The sequence below is a fragment of the Halobacterium sp. DL1 genome, assembly GCA_000230955.3.
Taxonomy (GTDB): domain Archaea; phylum Halobacteriota; class Halobacteria; order Halobacteriales; family Halobacteriaceae; genus Halobacterium.
Genome location: CP007060.1, coordinates 1,329,545 through 1,346,870 on the forward strand (window position 1 = coordinate 1,329,545; position 17,326 = coordinate 1,346,870).

At 67.6% G+C, this 17,326-nt stretch carries 15 protein-coding genes, 2 tRNA genes and 1 pseudogene; 8 read left to right on the forward strand and 10 right to left on the reverse strand.

Going from position 1 to position 17,326, the window contains the following annotated elements:
* From HALDL1_08480 to HALDL1_08490, 3 genes are read left to right on the forward strand one after another with little or no spacing between them, the layout of a single operon-like run.
* Complete coding sequence (locus HALDL1_08480; protein ID AHG03630.1) at positions 1 to 570, forward strand: hypothetical protein; 570 nt, start codon at positions 1 to 3, stop codon at positions 568 to 570.
* Complete coding sequence (locus HALDL1_08485; GenBank protein AHG03631.1) at positions 567 to 1,004, forward strand: hypothetical protein; 438 nt, start codon at positions 567 to 569, stop codon at positions 1,002 to 1,004. Before HALDL1_08480 ends, HALDL1_08485 begins: the two co-directional genes overlap by 4 nt.
* Positions 997 to 1,722, forward strand: coding sequence for a hypothetical protein (locus HALDL1_08490; GenBank protein AHG03632.1), 726 nt, complete (start codon positions 997 to 999; stop codon positions 1,720 to 1,722). Before HALDL1_08485 ends, HALDL1_08490 begins: the two co-directional genes overlap by 8 nt.
* On the opposite strand, the gene HALDL1_08495 is transcribed toward HALDL1_08490, so the two are convergent.
* The 3 genes from HALDL1_08495 to HALDL1_08505 form a co-directional block, all read right to left on the reverse strand.
* Positions 1,715 to 3,040, reverse strand: coding sequence for a hypothetical protein (locus HALDL1_08495; GenBank protein AHG05251.1), 1,326 nt, complete (start codon positions 3,038 to 3,040; stop codon positions 1,715 to 1,717). The genes HALDL1_08490 and HALDL1_08495 overlap by 8 nt on opposite strands.
* 372 nt (positions 3,041 to 3,412) lie before the next feature.
* Positions 3,413 to 3,486 (reverse strand) — tRNA-Arg (locus tag HALDL1_08500).
* Positions 3,487 to 3,525: 39 nt separating this feature from the next.
* Complete coding sequence (locus tag HALDL1_08505; GenBank protein AHG03633.1) at positions 3,526 to 3,807, reverse strand: twin-arginine translocation protein, TatA/E family subunit; 282 nt, start codon at positions 3,805 to 3,807, stop codon at positions 3,526 to 3,528.
* A 189-nt stretch (positions 3,808 to 3,996) separates the two neighbouring features.
* On the opposite strand from HALDL1_08505, the gene HALDL1_08510 reads away from it, so the two are divergent.
* Entirely contained in the window at positions 3,997 to 4,809 is an 813-nt protein-coding gene (locus HALDL1_08510) for a phosphohydrolase (protein ID AHG03634.1), read from the forward strand.
* Positions 4,810 to 5,055: 246 nt separating this feature from the next.
* On the opposite strand, the gene HALDL1_08515 is transcribed toward HALDL1_08510, so the two are convergent.
* The gene (locus HALDL1_08515; GenBank protein AHG03635.1) at positions 5,056 to 6,147 is read right to left on the reverse strand and encodes an aminopeptidase; all 1,092 of its coding nucleotides are present in this window, start codon (positions 6,145 to 6,147) and stop codon (positions 5,056 to 5,058) included.
* A gap of 141 nt (positions 6,148 to 6,288) precedes the next feature.
* Positions 6,289 to 8,682 carry a chemotaxis protein gene (locus HALDL1_08520; GenBank protein ID AHG03636.1) on the reverse strand — a complete coding sequence of 798 codons (2,394 nt, stop codon included), beginning with the start codon at positions 8,680 to 8,682 and terminating at the stop codon, positions 6,289 to 6,291.
* Positions 8,683 to 8,883: 201 nt separating this feature from the next.
* On the opposite strand from HALDL1_08520, the gene HALDL1_08525 reads away from it, so the two are divergent.
* Positions 8,884 to 9,093 (forward strand): hypothetical protein, encoded by a 210-nt coding sequence (locus HALDL1_08525; GenBank protein ID AHG03637.1) that lies wholly within the window; start codon positions 8,884 to 8,886, stop codon positions 9,091 to 9,093.
* Here the strand turns inward: HALDL1_08525 and HALDL1_08530 are convergent.
* The 5 genes from HALDL1_08530 to HALDL1_08550 form a co-directional block, all read right to left on the reverse strand.
* Entirely contained in the window at positions 9,087 to 9,260 is a 174-nt protein-coding gene (locus HALDL1_08530; GenBank protein ID AHG05252.1) for a hypothetical protein, read from the reverse strand. The genes HALDL1_08525 and HALDL1_08530 overlap by 7 nt on opposite strands.
* 69 nt (positions 9,261 to 9,329) lie before the next feature.
* A tRNA-Gly gene (locus HALDL1_08535) sits at positions 9,330 to 9,400 on the reverse strand.
* Between the two features lie 223 nt (positions 9,401 to 9,623).
* Entirely contained in the window at positions 9,624 to 10,250 is a 627-nt protein-coding gene (locus HALDL1_08540) for an S-adenosylmethionine-dependent methyltransferase (GenBank protein AHG03638.1), read from the reverse strand.
* Complete coding sequence (locus HALDL1_08545; protein AHG03639.1) at positions 10,247 to 12,382, reverse strand: type II secretion protein F; 2,136 nt, start codon at positions 12,380 to 12,382, stop codon at positions 10,247 to 10,249. The genes HALDL1_08540 and HALDL1_08545 overlap by 4 nt, the downstream gene beginning before the upstream one ends.
* A 1-nt stretch (position 12,383) precedes the next feature.
* Entirely contained in the window at positions 12,384 to 14,033 is a 1,650-nt protein-coding gene (locus tag HALDL1_08550) for a type II secretion system protein (GenBank protein AHG03640.1), read from the reverse strand.
* Between the two features lie 144 nt (positions 14,034 to 14,177).
* Here HALDL1_08550 and HALDL1_08555 point away from each other — a divergent pair, with 144 nt between their 5' ends.
* The 3 genes and pseudogenes from HALDL1_08555 (at position 14,178) to HALDL1_08565 (ending at position 17,311) form a co-directional block, all read left to right on the forward strand.
* Positions 14,178 to 14,651 carry a hypothetical protein gene (locus tag HALDL1_08555; GenBank protein AHG03641.1) on the forward strand — a complete coding sequence of 158 codons (474 nt, stop codon included), beginning with the start codon at positions 14,178 to 14,180 and terminating at the stop codon, positions 14,649 to 14,651.
* A gap of 65 nt (positions 14,652 to 14,716) precedes the next feature.
* On the forward strand, positions 14,717 to 16,078 hold the full coding sequence (locus tag HALDL1_08560) for a phosphomannomutase (GenBank protein AHG03642.1): 1,362 nt from the start codon (positions 14,717 to 14,719) through the stop codon (positions 16,076 to 16,078).
* A 78-nt stretch (positions 16,079 to 16,156) separates the two neighbouring features.
* A pseudogene (locus tag HALDL1_08565) lies at positions 16,157 to 17,311 on the forward strand (ABC transporter).
* The last annotated feature ends 15 nt before the right edge of the window (positions 17,312 to 17,326 follow it).

Genomic DNA, 17,326 nt, shown 5'->3' on the forward strand with positions numbered 1-17,326 from the left:
GTGCGGGGGCAAGCACACACCCTGGAGGGCGTCGCCGCCGCGCTCATCGTCGTCGTCGCGGTGGCGTTCACGCTCCAGGCCACCGCCGTCACGCCGCTCACCGCGAGCACAGCGAGCCAGCACATCGAGACCCAGCACGAACAGGCGGCCGCCGGACTCCTCGAGACGGCGAGCGCCGACGGGTCGCTGTCGGCGACGCTGCGCCACTGGAACGCGACGCGGGCGGGGTTCTGGAACGCCAGCCGCCAGGGGTACTACGTCGGCAGCACGCCGAACACCACGTTTGGTGACGCCCTCGAGGCGACGTTCGGGGAGCGCTCTGTCGCGTACAATCTGAACGCCTACTACGTCGACGGCGACGGTGACCGCCGGCTCAGGCGCATCGTCTACAACGGGCAGCCGAGCTCCGACGCCGTCGCCGCGACGCGGCTCGTGACGCTGTACGACGACCAGCCAGTCACGGGCACCGACGGCGGGCCGACCCTGGAGAACGCGTCGTACTTCGGCCCCGACGACCCCGGGCCCGCGTACGGCGTCGTCGAGGTGGAGGTGGTCGTGTGGCGGATGTGAGCCGCGGCGTCTCCACGGCGCTGGGGTACGTCCTGAACCTCGGCGTCGCCGCCATCCTCGTCACGACGCTGATGCTGTCGGCCGGCACGCTCGTCGACGACCAGCGTCGAGTGGCCGTCGAGACGGAACTGGAGGTCGTCGGTGAGCGGGTCGCCGCCGACCTCGCCTCGGCCGACCGCCTCGCGCGAGCGAGCGACGGCGGCTCCGTCCGATACGTGGTCGACGTTCCGACCCGCGTCGCGGGGACGACCTTCGAGGTGCAGGTCAACGAGAGCGGTAACGACCGTGTCGTCCTCGTCGCCGACCGGCCCCGGGTCCGGGTGAGCGTCCCCTACGACAGCGAGACGTCGATCCCGGGGGCGAACACGTCGAGTGGCCGGTTCGCGTTCGTCTACGACGCGGGCACGGACACCCTGGAGGTGGCGGATGTCTGAGCGGAGCCGTGCGGTGAGCGACACGCTGGGGTTCGTGCTCGTCTTCGGCATCGTCGTCTCCACCGTCGCCGTCGCCTACGTCGGCGGCTTCGACGCGCTCACGGGCGCCCGCGACGCCCAGCAGTTCGCCAACACGGAGCGGGCTTTCGACGTGCTGGACGCGAACGTCGAGGACCTGGCGGTTCGGGGCGCGCCGAGTCGGACCACCGAGATACTGCTCTCCGACGGCGGCCTACGGTTCGGCGACCCCGTGACGTTCAACGTCAGTGCGGGCAGTGACTACTACGCGACGACCGTCAGGCCACTCGTCTATCACGCGGACGACGGCAACGAACTCGTCTACTCCAACGGCGCCCTCTTCCGGCAGTACGGCGACCGCGCGATACTGTTCGACGAACCGCAGTTTGCCGCCGGCAACCGGACCTTCGTCCCATACGTCGTCACGCGCGCCGCCAGCGCCGACGTCAGCACGGACAACACCCGCCGCCTGCTCGTCCGGACCACGGTGTCGGACCGTGAGGTCAGGACCTTCGAGGATGTGAACGCGAACCTGACCGTCACCTCGCCGCGGGCGGCGGCGTGGGAGCGCTACCTCGAAGGCGAACTGGACGCCGACTGCACAGGTCCGGCCGACGGCGTCGACGGCGAGGTGCGCTGTCCGCTGGACGCCGCCGACGTCTACGTGCAGGCCGTCGTCGTGGACGTCGCGTTCAACTGAGCGTCACGTTGATGGCGTTCTCCGTGACGTGCAGGAACGTCACCACGCGGGAACTGGACGAGGAGTACTCGACGTTCCCCGTGGAGGCCTGCAGGTCGACGCTCGCGGAGTTTCCGGGGGCGTTGTTCTTCCCCTTCGACTCGACCTCCAGGTCCAGATTCGGTCCCAGTTCCGAGAGGTAGTGGTTCACGACGTCCCCAGTGGAGTTGTTCGAGAGCGGAGACGTGGCACCCTGGTACGTGACGTTCGTGGGTCCGGTGAGGTCGAGGTGGAGCGTCGGCGTATCGCCGTCACAGGAGTACGAGTACGTCGAACCGTCCGCGGTGAACGCGGTATCGTTCTGCCACGCGTGGGTCGTTCCGCCGTCCGTGTACGAGATGGTCACCGTCGACTCCTTGTCCTTGCACGGGTTCGCGCCGTCCACGTTCACCTCGAAGCGCTCGGAGCCGCCGTCGTCGGCGACCAGCGACCAGTCGAGGTCGTTGAAACTCGAGGCCTTCTTCGGTTCGAGCGTGAACGACAGCGAGTCGATGGGCTCGTCGTCCCCGAGTCCGCGGAGTTTAACGGGGGTCTCCTGGAGCGTGAATCCGCCGCCCGTCCCCCGCGCGAGCAGTTCCAGTTCGACGGTCTGGTTCCCCTCGTGGATCGTCACGTTGCCGGTGCTCCGGTCCTCGAAGAACGTCGCCCACCCGCGGTAGTACTCGCTCTGGACGGTCACGACCACGGTGCCGTTCGAGAGCGGGTTCGACCGGTTCGCCGTGGGGAACTTCGAGACGTTGACGGTGTCGTTCGGCGTGACGCGCGCAGTCGGCTTCCCCATCACCGACGACTCACCGCCAGTGACCCGGATGAGCGGCAGTGTCAGCGTGGCGTCCTGGTAGTTGAACTCCGGGGGCGACACCATCCGCGAGCCGGCGCCGTCCGAGCGCCAGACGCCGCCACCCTGGTAGGCTACCTCCGAGTCCTCGTTCTCGTACACCACCGCGCCCAGCGACGCGTTCAGGATGGGGTCGCCGACCTGGTCACCGTCGCCGTCCTTTCGTATCACCGTGATGTGACCGGAGTCGGGCCGTACGTCGTAACTGCCGCCCGCGGAACCGGACAGCGACACCGTCTGACCGTCCGTCTGGCCCAGCGCTACGAGCGCGCCCCGCGCGTCGAACAGGCTCAGCGACTGTTCGGCTCGGTCGACGGACGCGGAGTGTTCTGCACTGTCGAGCGCGCTGCCGGCCACGGTCACGACGACGCCGACGCTCGCCACGGTGATGGCGAGCAACAGCACCAGCCCAATCGTCTCCGACTGGCCGCGCGCGTCCATGCGACACCCCTTCACAGCTATCACGCAATAACCTGACGGGCAAGGTGAAGCGAGCTTACAGATACCAGTCAAAACGTCGAGACACTCGGAGCAACGAGCGTCAACCGACGGACAGAGCCGAAGTTACGAAAACCGGAGGCCGGAGCCGAAGCTACGAACGTCGAACAAAGAGGAGGAACAGGGCGTGACGGGACCGAGCGAACGCGGAGCGTTCGCGAGGGTCGTCACGGCCGCGAACGAGCGCAGCGAGTGAGCGGGCGTGACGGGACTCGAACCGGAGGGAGCCGGTCGGCCTCCCGTCGGTCGGCCGCTGCGACTCCCAGGGTTCGAGCCCGGCGTGCCGGTTCCCTCGTCGCTACGCTCCTCGGTGCACGGGCGTGACGGGACTCGAACCCGCGATCTAGAGGTTAGGAACCTCTCGCCGTAGTCCGCTAGGCCACACGCCCTCGTCCGCAGTGAGGGCGGGCCATCGAAAAACCGTTACGCTACTTCTCGGAGTCGGTGTCCGTGGACGCGTCGGTGGTGTCGGCGGTGTCGGCGGTCGACTCGGTGTCGCCCTCCGCGGAGTCGTCGGGGTCGCGCATCTCCTGGAGTTCGGTCTCGATCTCTTCGCGGCCCTTCTGGAACTCACCGATGGCCTGACCGCTGGAGCGTGCGAGTTTCGGGATCTTGTTCGCGCCGAACAGGAGGACGGCGATGAGCAGGAGAACTGCCCACTCCATACCCCCCGGGAGTCCGCCGACGAACAGTGGTGTACTGGTGAACATCGCTATCTGGTGGTAGCCTACCTTCGATTATAGGCTTTATGCTCCTTTCAGGTTCGCAGTATCGACGCGCTCCGTGCAGGGAATGCCTACCTCGGGCGCCGTAGCGCGTGTTGACCCAGGCGCGTTCCTGCAGCCAGATTTCGACGGCGATGCCTACGACTTTTTCCGTCAGCGGACGAATGACCGAACATGAGTGACGCCACTGAGTCAGACTCCGGATACAAGTACGACCCGGGAGAGGACCACGCGTTCCCTGACGAGCTTCTGAACCGCGTCCTGGAGTTCGTCGACGACGACGAGGAAATCACCGCCTACCTCGAGGCACAGAACGTCAACCCCGTGGTCAGGAAGGGTTACAACGACCACGGAGCCAAGCACATCGAAATCGTTCGCAACCGCGCGCTCAACCTCTACGACCTCCTGAAACGCGGCGGCGTTCACTTCAACGGCGCGAGCGACCAGGGCCTCGAGGAGGCCGACGAGGCGGTCATCGTCGCGCTCGCCGCGACAATCCACGACATCGGCCACGTCGTCCACCGCGACAGCCACGCCTACTACTCGATTCCGCTCGCCGCCGACCTCCTCGACCGCGTGCTCCCGGAGTTCTACGACGTCGCAGAGTCGGTCCGGATGAAGGCCGAAGTCCTCCACGCAATCCTCTGTCACCACACCGAGGAGGACCCGCTCACCACCGAGGCCGGCGTCATCCGCGTCGCCGACGGCCTCGACATGGAACACGGTCGCTCCCGACTCCCGTACGAGCGCGGCGGCCGCGGCATCAACACCATCTCCAGCCAGGCCATCGAACGGGTCACCCTCGAGGAGGGGACCGATGTCCCCGTCCTCGTCGAGATCGAGATGCGCAACGCCGCGGGCGTCTACCAGGTCGACAACCTCCTCAAGGAGAAACTGCACCGCTCGGGCATCGAGGACGAGGTCCGCATCGTCGCGCTCAACACCGGCGGCGAGGACAACCAACTCGTCGAACGCATCGAGCTCTAGGCAGCCACTTTTTGCGCTGACGCCGAAAGAGCGCGTAGCGCTCTTTCGAGATGACGAAGGCCGCCGGGGACGTCTCTCGAACCACGGGCCTTTGGCCGCCCTCGGCAAAAACTTGCGGAAAAAGCACTCCTCTCTCACTTCGCTACGCTCCGTTCGGTCGTCGGCCCGCGCTCGCATTGCTCGTGCGGCCAAACTCGGCTCCGCTTCGCTCCGCCGAGTATGCTTCCTTGACCGCTACAGCAACCACTATTCCTCGAAGCCGTCTTCGAATTTGAACGTCCCGTTGCGCTGGACGACTTCGCCGTCCACCTCGATGAACGAGTCCTCGCTCATGTCCGTAATCATGTCCACGTGGATGGCCGATTCGTTCTGCTCGCGGTCCGGGCCGACGTTCTCCTCGTACGCGCTACCGAGCGCGAGGTGGACGGTGTCGCCCATCTTCTCGTCGAACAGCATGTTGTAGGTGAAGCGGTCGATGCCCCGGTTCATCCCGATGCCGAGTTCGCCGACGCGGCGGGCGCCGCCGTCGGTGTCGAGGATTTCCTCGAGGGCATCCTCCTTCTGGCGGGCGGAATACTCCACGACCTCACCGTCTTCGAAGGTGAGGCGGGCGTCCAGGATCTCCTCACCGCGCCACATCCGCGGCTTGTCGAAGCGCACGGTCCCCTCGACGCTGTCCGGGACGGGCGCGGTGAACGCCTCGCCGCCCGGCATGTTGTTGTCGTCGGCGTCGTTTCCGCCGATCATGCCGTCGACGGACATTGTGAGGTCCGTCTCCTCGCTCGAGACGATGCGGACCTCGCTGGCGTCGTCGAGTATCTCCACCATCTGGGCCTGGAACTCGCGCTGGGCGTCCCAGTCGCGGTCGACGGCGCGGTAGACGAAGTCCTCGTAGGCCGCGGTGCTCATTCCGGCCTTCTGGGCGTTCCCCGGCGCCGGATACATCGTGCCGACCCAGCGCGTCTCCTTGAGGGCGTCCTGGAGGTCTTTGTTCTCCCGGCGCTCCGCGGTGACGTTCTCCGACGGGACGTCGCTCGTCTCTGCCATGTTCCGTGCGCCGTTGATGCCGATGTAGGCGTCCGTCTCCTCGAGCAACGCCAGCGTGTGTTCGGGACGGGTGTACTCCTCGGGGTCCATCGCGCGACCGTACGCCCTGCTCGCCCGGGAGTTCCGCCAGGAGAGTGTCGGTCGCGCGCCGATTTCGCCGAGTTTCTCGTAGACGGCGACCACGAGGTCCTCAGCGACGGTGGGCGCGTTGACCCGCACCATGTCGCCCTGCTCGACCGTCGCGCACTGCTCGACCAGAATCTCCGCGTGCCGACGGACTCTGTCGTCCATACTTGTTGGGCCAGTGGACCGACCAAAAGCGTGTACATTCCAGACGTTCCGGCAAGGAGTCGCGGGTCGTCCGTTTCGAGGGACTGTGCGCGACCGGGTTCGGCGTCGGTGGCGAGATTGCTACTGGAGACCGACCGGGACTCAGTCCTCTTCGACCCACTCGAAGCCGTCCGCTCGCGTCTCCTGGACGTTCTGGCCCGACTCCACGTCACCGTCGAGCGTCTCGCCAGTCGCGTCGACCTCGAAGCTGTCGACGCGGTCGCGCAGCACCTCTGCACGGTCCGACAGGGAGCGCGCCTGCTGGGTCACCTCCGACAGCGTGCTCGCCTGCTCCTCGGCCGCCTCTGCCGCGGTCCCGGCCTCCTCGGCAGTCTCCTCGCCGAGGGTCACCACGTCGTCGACGGCGCCGGTGACGTCCGCCACGGACGACGCCTGTTCGTCCATCGCGCGGCTGATCTCCTGCATCCCAGTGTCGGCTTCCTCGACGCTCTCTACGATGTTCTCGAGGGTTACGTGGGTCTCCTCGACCGTCTCGACGCCGTCGCCGACGCGGTCCTGGATGGTCCCCATCGCGGCGACGCTCTCGTCGGTCTGCTCGCGCACGTCGGACACGAGCGCCTCGATGTCGCCTGCGGACTGCCTGGTCTCCGCGGCGAGTCCCTTCACCTCCTCGGCGACCACCGCGAAGCCGTCGCCCGCCTCGCCGGCCCGCGCGGCCTCGATGGACGCGTTCAGCGCGAGGATATTTGTCTGCTCGGCGATGTCCGTGATGACGTCCACGATGGACTCGATCTCGGCCATCTGGGACTCCAGTTCCCCCACGGCCGCGGCGGTGCGCTCGGTCTCGGCCTCGATGTCGCGGAGCTCCGCGACCGCCTCGGCCGCCGCGTCGCGCCCCTCGTCGCCCAGGTCCGCCGTGGCGCGGGACGTTTCGGCCACCTCGTCTGCCGACGCGGCCACCTCTTCGATGGTCGCGGACATGTCGTCGGTCTCGACGGCCACGGACTCCAGTTCGTCGCGCTGCTCGCCGGTCCGGTCGCTGATGCGGTCGACCGACGACGACACGTCCCGGCCGACCCGCTCGACGGATTCGACGCGTGCGGACACCTCGTCGCTGGCGCCCGCCACTTCGTCGGCGAACGACGCGACGCCCGCGACCGTCTCCTCCATCTCCTCGGCCATCTCGTTGAACGACGCCGCGACCTCCGCCAGCGCGTCCTGCTCGACGGAGTCGTCGAGACGCACCGTCAGGTCCCCGTCAGCGTACGCGGCCATCGAAGCGGAGAACGACGCGGCCGTCCGCCTGAGTTCCTCGGCGCGGCGCTCTGACTTCCGCTTCGCCGCCTCCGCCCGCTCCGTCGCCGCCTCGGCGTCTGCGCGCGCCTCCTCCGCGGACTCCCGCTCGCGCTCGGCGGCGCTGATGCGTTCCTCGACGGTGTCCCGCAGGCCCGCGAACGAGTCGAACAGACCGCCGATCTCGTCCTTGCGGCCGACGTCGAGGTTCGTGTCGTACTCGCCGCGTTCGAGCGCGTCGGCCTTCCGACCGAGCACGTTCAGCGCGGTGACCGTTCCCCGACCGAGCGTGAGGCCGATGAACGCCAGCCCCAGGAGCGCGACGCCGACCATCAGGAGCACCCGCTCGGTCACGGTCGAGCGCAGCGCGTACGCCTCGCTCGTCGGCACGTGGAGTGCGACCGCCCAGTCGGTCCCCTGGACTGGCGCGTAGGCGACGACGTGGCCCTCGTCGAAGGCTTTCGCCGCTTCGCCGTCCCGCAGGAACCCGCTCCCGCCGCTGCCCGCCGCCGCGACGACCGTCGAGTTGTTGGCCCCGGCGTACGCCTGCAGCGTCGCGACGGCACCGTCGTCGGCCAGCACCGCTCCCGACACGCTCACGAGTTGCGTGTTACTGTTCGTGGTGGGTTGGCGGAAGTTCGTCGTCACGGCCCCGAGGTCCGTCGTCAGCACCACCCCCGTCCGGGTCCCGAACTCGGCGGGGATGCGCGCGACGAACGCCACCCGCGTCGCGCCGTCTTTCACGTACGGCTCCGAGACGAAGACGCCATCGTCGCCGAAGGAAATCTCCTGGGCGCTCCACGGCGCGCTCTCGGCGGTCAGCCGCTGTCGGCGCATCCCCGGGTCGGTGCTCGCGATGCTCTCCTGGGACTGGAAGTTGACGTAGTGGACGTTCCGCACGTCCGCTGGCATCCTCGCGAGTTCCTCCGCGAGGAACGACTGGACGCGCGTGTAGTTCCCGCCGACGAGGACGTCGTACTGCGCCAGCATCCGCGCGTTGTTCGTCCGCTCGTCGAGCCACTCGGAGACGGACGCGGCGCTCAACTCCGCGGCCGTCGTGTACTCCGAGCGCGACTGCTGTTCTAGCTGGTTCGACGTCTCGACGTAGGTCGCCGCCCCGACTGCTCCGATGCACAGCACCACGACGAGCAGCGCCACCCCGAACTTCGCGAGGTAGCTCCGGCGCACGAACCCCGGCGTGAGGCGACGAGTGACTCGGCTCGCCAGCGAACGAAGCGACATCGTTGAGACGCCGACCGACCAAACACATAAAGATACTGACGACGGTTTCACTGGTGAAAACCGACCGGGAGTCGGGCTGTGGGTGCCCTCCGACTCCTCCCTCCCCACTTTCCCGGGCCTACCATCGTTCTCCGGGAACGCTTCGCTCGGCCGCGATTCGTTCGGCCAATCTGTTTTGGGCGTAGAGCTATCCCACCACCTGTGGTACCATGTAGCATGGATGGGATTCTGAACAAGACGACGAACACGGTACACAAACACGAGCTCAGGCAGACCGAGGCACGAACTCCCTGCGGCGCCACTAAGTACATCGCCGACAGGCAACTCGACAGGGTCGACATCGCCGAGGCGGTCACCGACCACGAGGTGGACAAGTGCGGTCGTTGCTTCTCGGACGGCGGCGGCTACTGAACGCTCGCCGAGAACAGCCACGCGTACTGAGGTCGCTCGACACGTTCGTTCGGCAGAAATGCACCGACCGGGAGTCTCGTGAGCGCAGCGAACGAGACGTCGGTCGGAAACGACCCCAGGGAGTGCACCGACCGGGATTTGAACCGGAGCCAGACGTGCTCGCTCACTCCGTTCGCTGTGCGCGACTGGCAGGGTCCAGAATCCCTGCGCATTTCGTCTCACTTCTTCGACAGAAATGCACCGACCGGGATTTGAACCCGGGCCATGAGCTTGGAAGGCTCAGGTCCTGCCACTAGACCATCGGTGCGTTCGTTCCACTCGCGCACCGTGGCGCTCGAATCCGTCGGATTCGCTCACCATCGGCGCTCACCACCACTTTCCCTGCGTCGTTTATGGGCGTTTCCCTTCGGCCGAGGGTTCAAGTCCAAAGGCGAGACCAACCCGTCGCGTGCTCTGAGTGACGCGGTCGCACGGACGAGCGAAACGGCGGGTGCGCCGTGTGACCGGGAGCGAGACCCCGTCTGTACGCCCTATCTGGAAGCGACTACGGCGTAGCAGTTCCCGCTGGACACGAACGCGTCCTCGACGGCGAGCGCGCTCGCATCGAGGTCTGCGCGGAACTCCGCGGGGTCGTAGACGTGGTAGAATCGCGGGACCGTCTCGCCGCCGGGGAGCGTCCAGTCGACGGTGGTGTCGAAGCCCTCGTCGGCGTCGAATCGGTCGTGTTCAGTGCTCCAGGCGCTCACGAGCGCGGCAGCCCCGGGCGAGAGGACGCGCGCCAGTTCGTCGAGGCTGGCGATTCGCGATTCCCTGGTCGGGAGGTGGTGGAGCGTCGCGACGTACACTGCGAGGTCCACACAGCCATCACAGAGGGGGAGTCGGGCAGCATCGCCCGCCAGAAGGTCGGGGTCGAAGTCTCGGGCCGCGGCGCGCTCGCGGGCGGCGTCGAGGAGGCCGCGACTGGCATCGAGGGCGAGCACGCGGTCGGCGCGCTCCGCGAGTAGTTCCGCGTGACGGCCGTTGCCGCAACCGACGTCGAGGGCCGTCTCCGCGGTGCGGTCCGCGAGGAAGGACTCCACCTCCGGCCAGGGGTACTCCCGGGTCTTCGAGAAGTGGTCGGCGATGCGGTCGTACGTGTGGTGGACGTCCCGGGTCATCCGATGAGGACGAACAGTCCGTACGCAATGGTCAGCATCACGGCGGCGTGTTTCACGCCCGCCTTCACCGTCCCGTCGCCCATCTGTCCGGCCACCAGCCCCGAGCAGACCGTCTGCACCAGTCCCGTGTGGAAGAAGACGAGGCTGTAGCGGTCCTTGTCCGCTTGCGTGAGCTGCGTCGACTCGGAGAACGGGCCGGTTGAAATCGCCTCGTCGGCGGCGGCCTGGGAACCATCGGCGGTGGCGGCGGCCGCCTCCGCCACCGGGATGTTCGGGATGAAGATCGTGTCCAGCGCGACGATGATGGCGAGGAACACGAAGAACGCGATGTAGATGACGACGACGTACGTGAGCAGTTCGTTCCGCCGGTCGCGTTCGAGTCGCCGCGTCGCCTTCGCCTCGTTCGCCGCGATGCGCAGCACCGGACCGAGGTCGCCGCTGGCGTTCATCGCGTTCGTCGTGAGCGCGACCACGCGGGAGATGGCCGGCGTGTTCGACCGTTTCCGGAACCGCTGGAGGGCGTGCTCGACGCGAGCGCCCCACTGGACGTCGGCCCACGTTCGCTCCAGTTCCTGCGTGAGCGCGCCGAGTTTGCTGCCCACCGTCTTTCCGAAGCTCTCGACGACGGGCATCCCGGCCTCGTTCGTGCTCGCGAACCGGTCGAGGAAGTCCGGAACCCCGGCCTCGACGGCCTTCAGCCGGCGACGGTGGACCTCGTAGGCGACGGCGAACGTCCCCAGCACGAACAGCGCCGCGTGGATCAGCGGGTCGTCGTACGCCGTGATGTCGGTCGAACGAGCAGCCACTAGCGGCCACCACTGGACGACGAGGTAGAGCGCAGCGACCGGCGCGGTCACCCAGAACAGCACCGTCGGCGTCTCCAGGACGACCGCGAACGGATGTCTGAGTCGGTAGAGGAGAGGCCGGAGCCGTTCGTGGACGTCGAGGCGTTCGCGGTTCGTCGTGTTCCCGGCGGTCGCGGGCGGTCCTGCGGTCACCGTGCCGCCGTCGCTGCGGACCGCCCCGGTCACCCGCGGGATTGACTGGAAGCGCGCGCCCGACTCGATGGCAGTTTCGTCCTCTTCAGGTCTGCCCGTCGCCGTCTCCGTGATGCTGTCGAGGTAGACGACGAAGCCGGCGGTGGCGAGCGGCACGAGGAGGTACGCGGTCACGCGGAGGAAGTCGAGGGTGTCGCCCATCGTCAGGCCGATGACGACGAGGATGGTGATGAGGAACAGCGGCCCCGCGACGAAGACGGTGACGTACGCCTCCGCGAGCGTCGCGAGTAGTTCGAGGAACTGCTTCTGCTTGGACTCGGCCTCGTCGGCGTAGTACTCGTACTCCTGTTTGAGGAACGACGGGAGCTGCTGGCCGCTCTTCAGGACGCTCGTGAGGTTCTCGGAGAACTCCGAGAGGTCGTCGCTGGGCGTGCGGTCGCCGAGGCGTTCGAGCGCGCGGAGGATGTCCGAGCCGTACATGTCGACGTCCTTCACAACGATGCCCATCTCGCGAGCGCTCTCGCCGTACACCGACCGGTTCCGCGCGAGGATGCGCAACACCTCCGGTAGCGCCATCCCGCTCCGGGAGAGCGCGTACATGAACGCGACGGTGCGCTCCATCGACGTGTCGATGCGCCGGGCCCGCTCGCCGGCCTCGTACCGCGGCAGTAGCCACCGCACCTTGCTGGTGAGCAACGCGCCGAGCAGGCCGAGCGTGGCCCCCGACGCCACGAAGATGCCGAACAGTTCGGCGACGGTGAAGTCGGCGACGCTCGTGGCGAACAGCCCCCGTACCGCGGCGGGGAACTGCTCCTGGAAGCTCTCCGGTGTGGTCCCGACGAAGACGAGCACGCCCGCGACGAGGTAGACGCCCAGGATGGCGCCCGCGAGCGCCGCCGTCGTCGCGAACAGGTAGGTGCGGGCGGCGTACAGCCGGTAAGTCTGTGGGACGTGAGCGCCACGGAGCGCGTCGACCTTCTCGGGGTTCACGTCCTGCTGGTCGCCCGCGAGCGGGCCGAACGTCGCGAGCGCGACCCGGGAGACAACCCGGTCGAGGGCGGGAACGACGGACGCTACCGCGAAGAAGAGCAGCGCCGCGAACACCGTCGCGAGTGGCAGGTAGACGAGGGCCATACTACTCGGCGACACCCGGCGCGTCCACCACGACGTCCTCGTCCAGTTCCGCCTTCACGCGCTCGACGACGCGCTCCGGATTGGCGTAGTACTCGTTGATGAGCGCGGTGAACTGCCGGTAGTCTTCGACGTTCTGCTGGGTGAGGTAGTGGAGGACGCGCTTCCGGTTCCGGAGTTCCCGCAGTAGTTCGCTCCGCGACCAGCCGCGCTCCTCGCGGATGTCGTCGAGGACGACCGAGTCGCGCTGCGAGAAGGAGTCGTCGGCCGCCTGCCACTCGAACGCCGTCGAGTAGTCGAGGTCGCCGGTTCGCTGGTCGATGCCCTCGATCTCGGCGATGACGCGGTTACGGCGGACGCGCTTGGTGCCGACGTGCGTGAGCGTCTGCACGCAGAGGATGTCGAGGCTCTGGATCATCGCCCGCGGCACGTTGATTGGGTCGTTCTCGAGGCGGTTGATGACCGTCTGCACGCTGTCTGCGTGCATCGTGGAGTACGTCGTGTGCCCCGTGTTCATCGCCTGGAACAGCGTCATCGCCTCCTCGCCGCGCACCTCGCCGACCACGATGTACTCGGGGCGGTGGCGGAGTGCCGAGCGCAGCAGGTCGTACATCGTGATGTCGTCGCCCTCGCCGATGGCTTCCCGCGTCACCGAGGAGAGCCAGTTCTCGTGGTACAGCGACAGCTCCCGGGTGTCCTCGATGGTGAGCACCTTCGAGCGTGGCGGGATGAACATCGAGACGGCGTTCATCGAGGTGGTCTTCCCGGAGGCCGTCCCGCCCGCGAACAGGAGGCTCTTGTTCGACTCGATGGCGAGCCAGAGGTACGCCATCTGGTCGAGGTCGAACGTGTTGAGGTCGACGAGCCGCGCCGGCGTGAACGGGTCCTCGGAGTACTTCCGGATGGTGAACGCCGACCCGCGCGGGGTTACCTCCTCGCCGAGCGCGAGTTCGGCCCGCGAGCCGTCGGGCAGCGTCGTCTCCGTGACCGGGTCGCCGATGGAGATGTGGCGGCCCGACTGCTGGGCGAGGCGGACGACGAAGCCGTCCAGTTCCTCCTGCTCGTAGCTGACGTTGGTCTCGACGTCCGTGTACTCGGCGTGGTAGACGAACAGCGGCACCCCGTAGCCGTCACAGGAGACGTCCTCGATGTAGGGGTCCTGCATCAGCGGGTCGAGCTTCTCGAACCCCTCGAAGGCGCGGTGGAGGTAGTAGAACAGCCGGTAGAACGCGTTCATGCCGATCTCCACGCCGTACTCCTCGAGCAACTGCTTCATCTGCTCTTTCAGAACGGATTCGGGGTCCTCGGGTTCGTAGACGGCGTCGTAGATGAGCGCGTCACGGATGTCGTCGTACAGCGTCTCGAGGAGGTCCTGCTCGAAATCGTCGAGGCCGGGTTCGACGACGTGGTAGCGGTGTTCGTCGTTGGCCCCGTCGTACCCGATGTAGACGAACGCGTACGGCGCGTTCACCCAGTACCGGTCGACCTCCTCGTACCCATCGAGCCCGTCGAAGGACACCAGTGGCCCGTGGGCCTGGGGCTCGTACTCCGTGACTTCGACAGCGGAGCCGCGGAGCACCTCTGCGGCGCGCTTCGCGCGGTGTCGGAGGCGGTCCATCCGCCTGTCGAGGTCGGCGAGGAGGTCGTTCGACATCGATAGCTACCCCCATCTTCTCTCCCGTGAACTTAAAGACTGTCCGGTGGCGCTCGCTCGGCGCCGCCGCTGGGGGCTAGCAGCGTTCTGTGGTGAGGCGGGCGTTACGTTCATTTCCCCGTCGCCCCAACTGTCCGGTAGGGAATGCGCCGGGATTACTTCGAACTGGACGTGACGGGCGTCGACTGGGTCGACGACGGCGGTGAGCCGAGCAAGCCGAACGTCGTCATCGAGTTCACGGGCGACGTCGACGACCTCCGCGACCGACTCACAGACCACGACGGTGAACTGCTCGACGCCAGCGAAACTGACGCCACCTTCCGCCTCACGGACGACGTCGAGGAACGGGGGGCGACGGGCGTCGTCGCGGTGACCAACCGCACCACGGGGGACTTCGTGCTCGAACTGAACGAGGACGCCGAGGACGTCTTCACGTTCATCCGTGCAGCGCGCCGCTACGGCGAGGACACGGACGACGACGAGGGGCGCTACCGCGTAGAGATACGCGTCGACGGCGACGAACTGGTCGTCTACGAGAAGTCGACGTTCCTCGTCTACAGCCGGGACGGCGACCTCATGCGCGCGGACAGCCTCATACCGAGCGGCATCGAACTGTAGCAGCCCCTACTCCTTCGACGCCCGTATCACCGGGAGCTAAGTGCGAGCATCCGCTCCCACAGGGCATGGAACTGTTCGGTACGGCAGGCATCCGAGGGGACGCCGTCGAGCGCGTGAGTCCGGCACTCGCGCTCGCTGTCGGCACCGCAGCCGGTGGGGAGGCACGGGGGCACGGCGACCGCGAGTTCGTGGTCGCGCGCGACGGCCGGGAGACGGGGCCAGCGCTCGTCGCGGCGATGACCGCTGGACTCGAAGCCGCCGGTGCGCGCGTTCAGAACGCGGGCGTGCTCCCGACGCCGGCGCTCGCCTACGCCTCGCGTGGCCGCCGCGGGGTTCAGGTGACGGCCAGCCACAACCCGCCTGAGGATAACGGCATCAAACTGTTCGTGGACGGCTCGGAGTACGACCGCCAGCGCGAGCAGGCCGTCGCCGAGCGCGTCGACGCAGAGGCGACGTACGCCTCCTGGGACGAGTGGGGCGACGCCGAGTCCGTCGAGGTGCTCTCGGACTACCGGGACGCAGTCGCCGCGTACGCGAGTGAGTTCGGCGCGCCACTCGACGGTCTGACCGTCGTCGTCGACTGCGGGAACGGCGTCGCGAGTCTCGCCACGCCCCAGGTGCTCCGGCGACTCGGCGCGCACGTCGTGACGCTGAACGCGAACGTGGACGGCCACTTCCCCGGCCGGCCGAGCAAGCCGACGCCGGAGACCATCACCGACCTTCGCGCGTTCGTCGCCGAGAGCGACGCCGCGTTCGGCATCGCTCACGACGGCGACGCCGACCGTATCGTCGTCGTTGACGGCGACGGCGACGTCGTCCACGAAGACACGGTACTCGCGATTCTCGCCGAGCACTACACCCGGGAGAGCGACGCTGTCGACCCGGTCGTCGTGACGACGCCGAACGCGTCGGCCCGCATCGACGAGCGCGTGCAGGACGCCGGCGGCCGCGTCGAGCGCGTCCGACTCGGCGCGCTCCACGAGGGCGTCGCGGACGCCGAGGCCAACGGTGGCGACGTAGTGTTCGCCGCCGAGCCCTGGAAGCACGTCCACACCGGCTTCGGTGGCTGGATCGACGGTGTTGCGTCCGCCGCAGTGCTCTCGGGCCTCGTGGCGGACGCAGACGGCTTGGCGCCGCTCCGCGACCCGGTCACGGAGCGCCCATACCGGAAGGTCAGCGTCGACTGCGTGGACGCCCGGAAGGTAGCCGCGATGGACGAACTCGCTCAGACGCTCCCCGACGCGTACCCCGACGCGAGCGTCGACACCGAGTACGGCGTCCGACTCGAGTTCCCCGACGCGTCGTGGACGCTCGTGCGCCCCAGCGGCACGGAACCGTACGTCCGCGTCTACGCGGAGAGCGACGACGTCGACGCCCTGGTCGACGAGGTTGCCGGGGTCGTCGAGGACGCCGTGCGCTCGGCCTAACTAGTACAGCGAATTCGGCCACTCGCCCCCCCTGAAACGACGCTTTTATCAGGGTACGTACTACTCTTTGAGGCAACTATGTCCGACTTCGATCGGCGCGAGTTCATCAAGGCAACGGCGGGGCTCGGGGCAGTGGGTCTCGGCGGCATCGCTGGCTGTACCGGCGGCCCCTCGGACGGCGAGGAGGACACGACGACCTCGACGACCACGACCTCGGACGACTCGGGGAACGACACGACCACGGAATCGACGACCGCGGAGTCCGAGACCACCCACGTCGGGATGGTGTACGCGACCGGCGGTCTCGGCGACGGGTCGTTCAACGACCAGGCCCAGCAGGGCATCCAGCAGGCAGCCGAGGACTTCAACGTCGAGTACCGCGAGACCCAGCCCGACGAGGCCTCGCAGTTCGGCAACTTCCAGCAGCAGCTCGCCAGCTCCACGGACCCCAACTAAGACCTGGTGTCGTGCATCGGGTTCCTGCAGGCTGACGCGCTCAGCGAGACGGCGGCGAACTTCCCAGACCAGGACTTCCAGATCGTCGACTCCGTGGTCGAGTCGGACAACGTCGGGAACTACGTCTTCCAGGAGCACGAGGGGTCGTACCTCGTCGGCGTGCTCGCGTCGATGCTGACGTCCCAGAGCTTCGAGGCGGGCGCGGGTTCGACGAACCCCGACAAGACGACCGTCGGCTTCGTCGGCGGCGTCGAGGGCGCACTCATCAAGAAGTTCGAGGCAGGCTTCACGGCCGGCGCGAAGGCCGCGGGCGACAACGTCGAGGTGCAGACGTCGTACGTCGGTAGCTTCAACGACCCGACTGGCGGCCAGGAGGCCGCCCTCGCGATGTACAACGACGGCGCAGACATCGTCTACCACGCCTCCGGCAACACTGGGACCGGCGTGTTCCAGGCGGCCCAGGAGCAGGGTCGGTTCGCCATCGGCGTCGACCGCGACCAGTCCGTCACCAAGTCCAGTTACCAGGACGTCATCCTGGCGAGCATGGTCAAGCGCGTCGACACGGCCGTGTACAACGCCGTCGAGGCGAAGGTCAACGGCGAGTTCGCGGGTGGAAACGTCACGACGCTCGGCCTCGAGAAGGACGGTGTGGCCTGCGTCTACGGCCAGCAGCTCGGCTCGGAGATCCCGGAGGGTGCGAAGAGCGCCGTCAGCGACGCACGCGAGGGGATCATCGCCGGCGACATCTCCGTCCCGCAGGACCCGTCGAACGTCTAGGCTGGCCGACCTCTA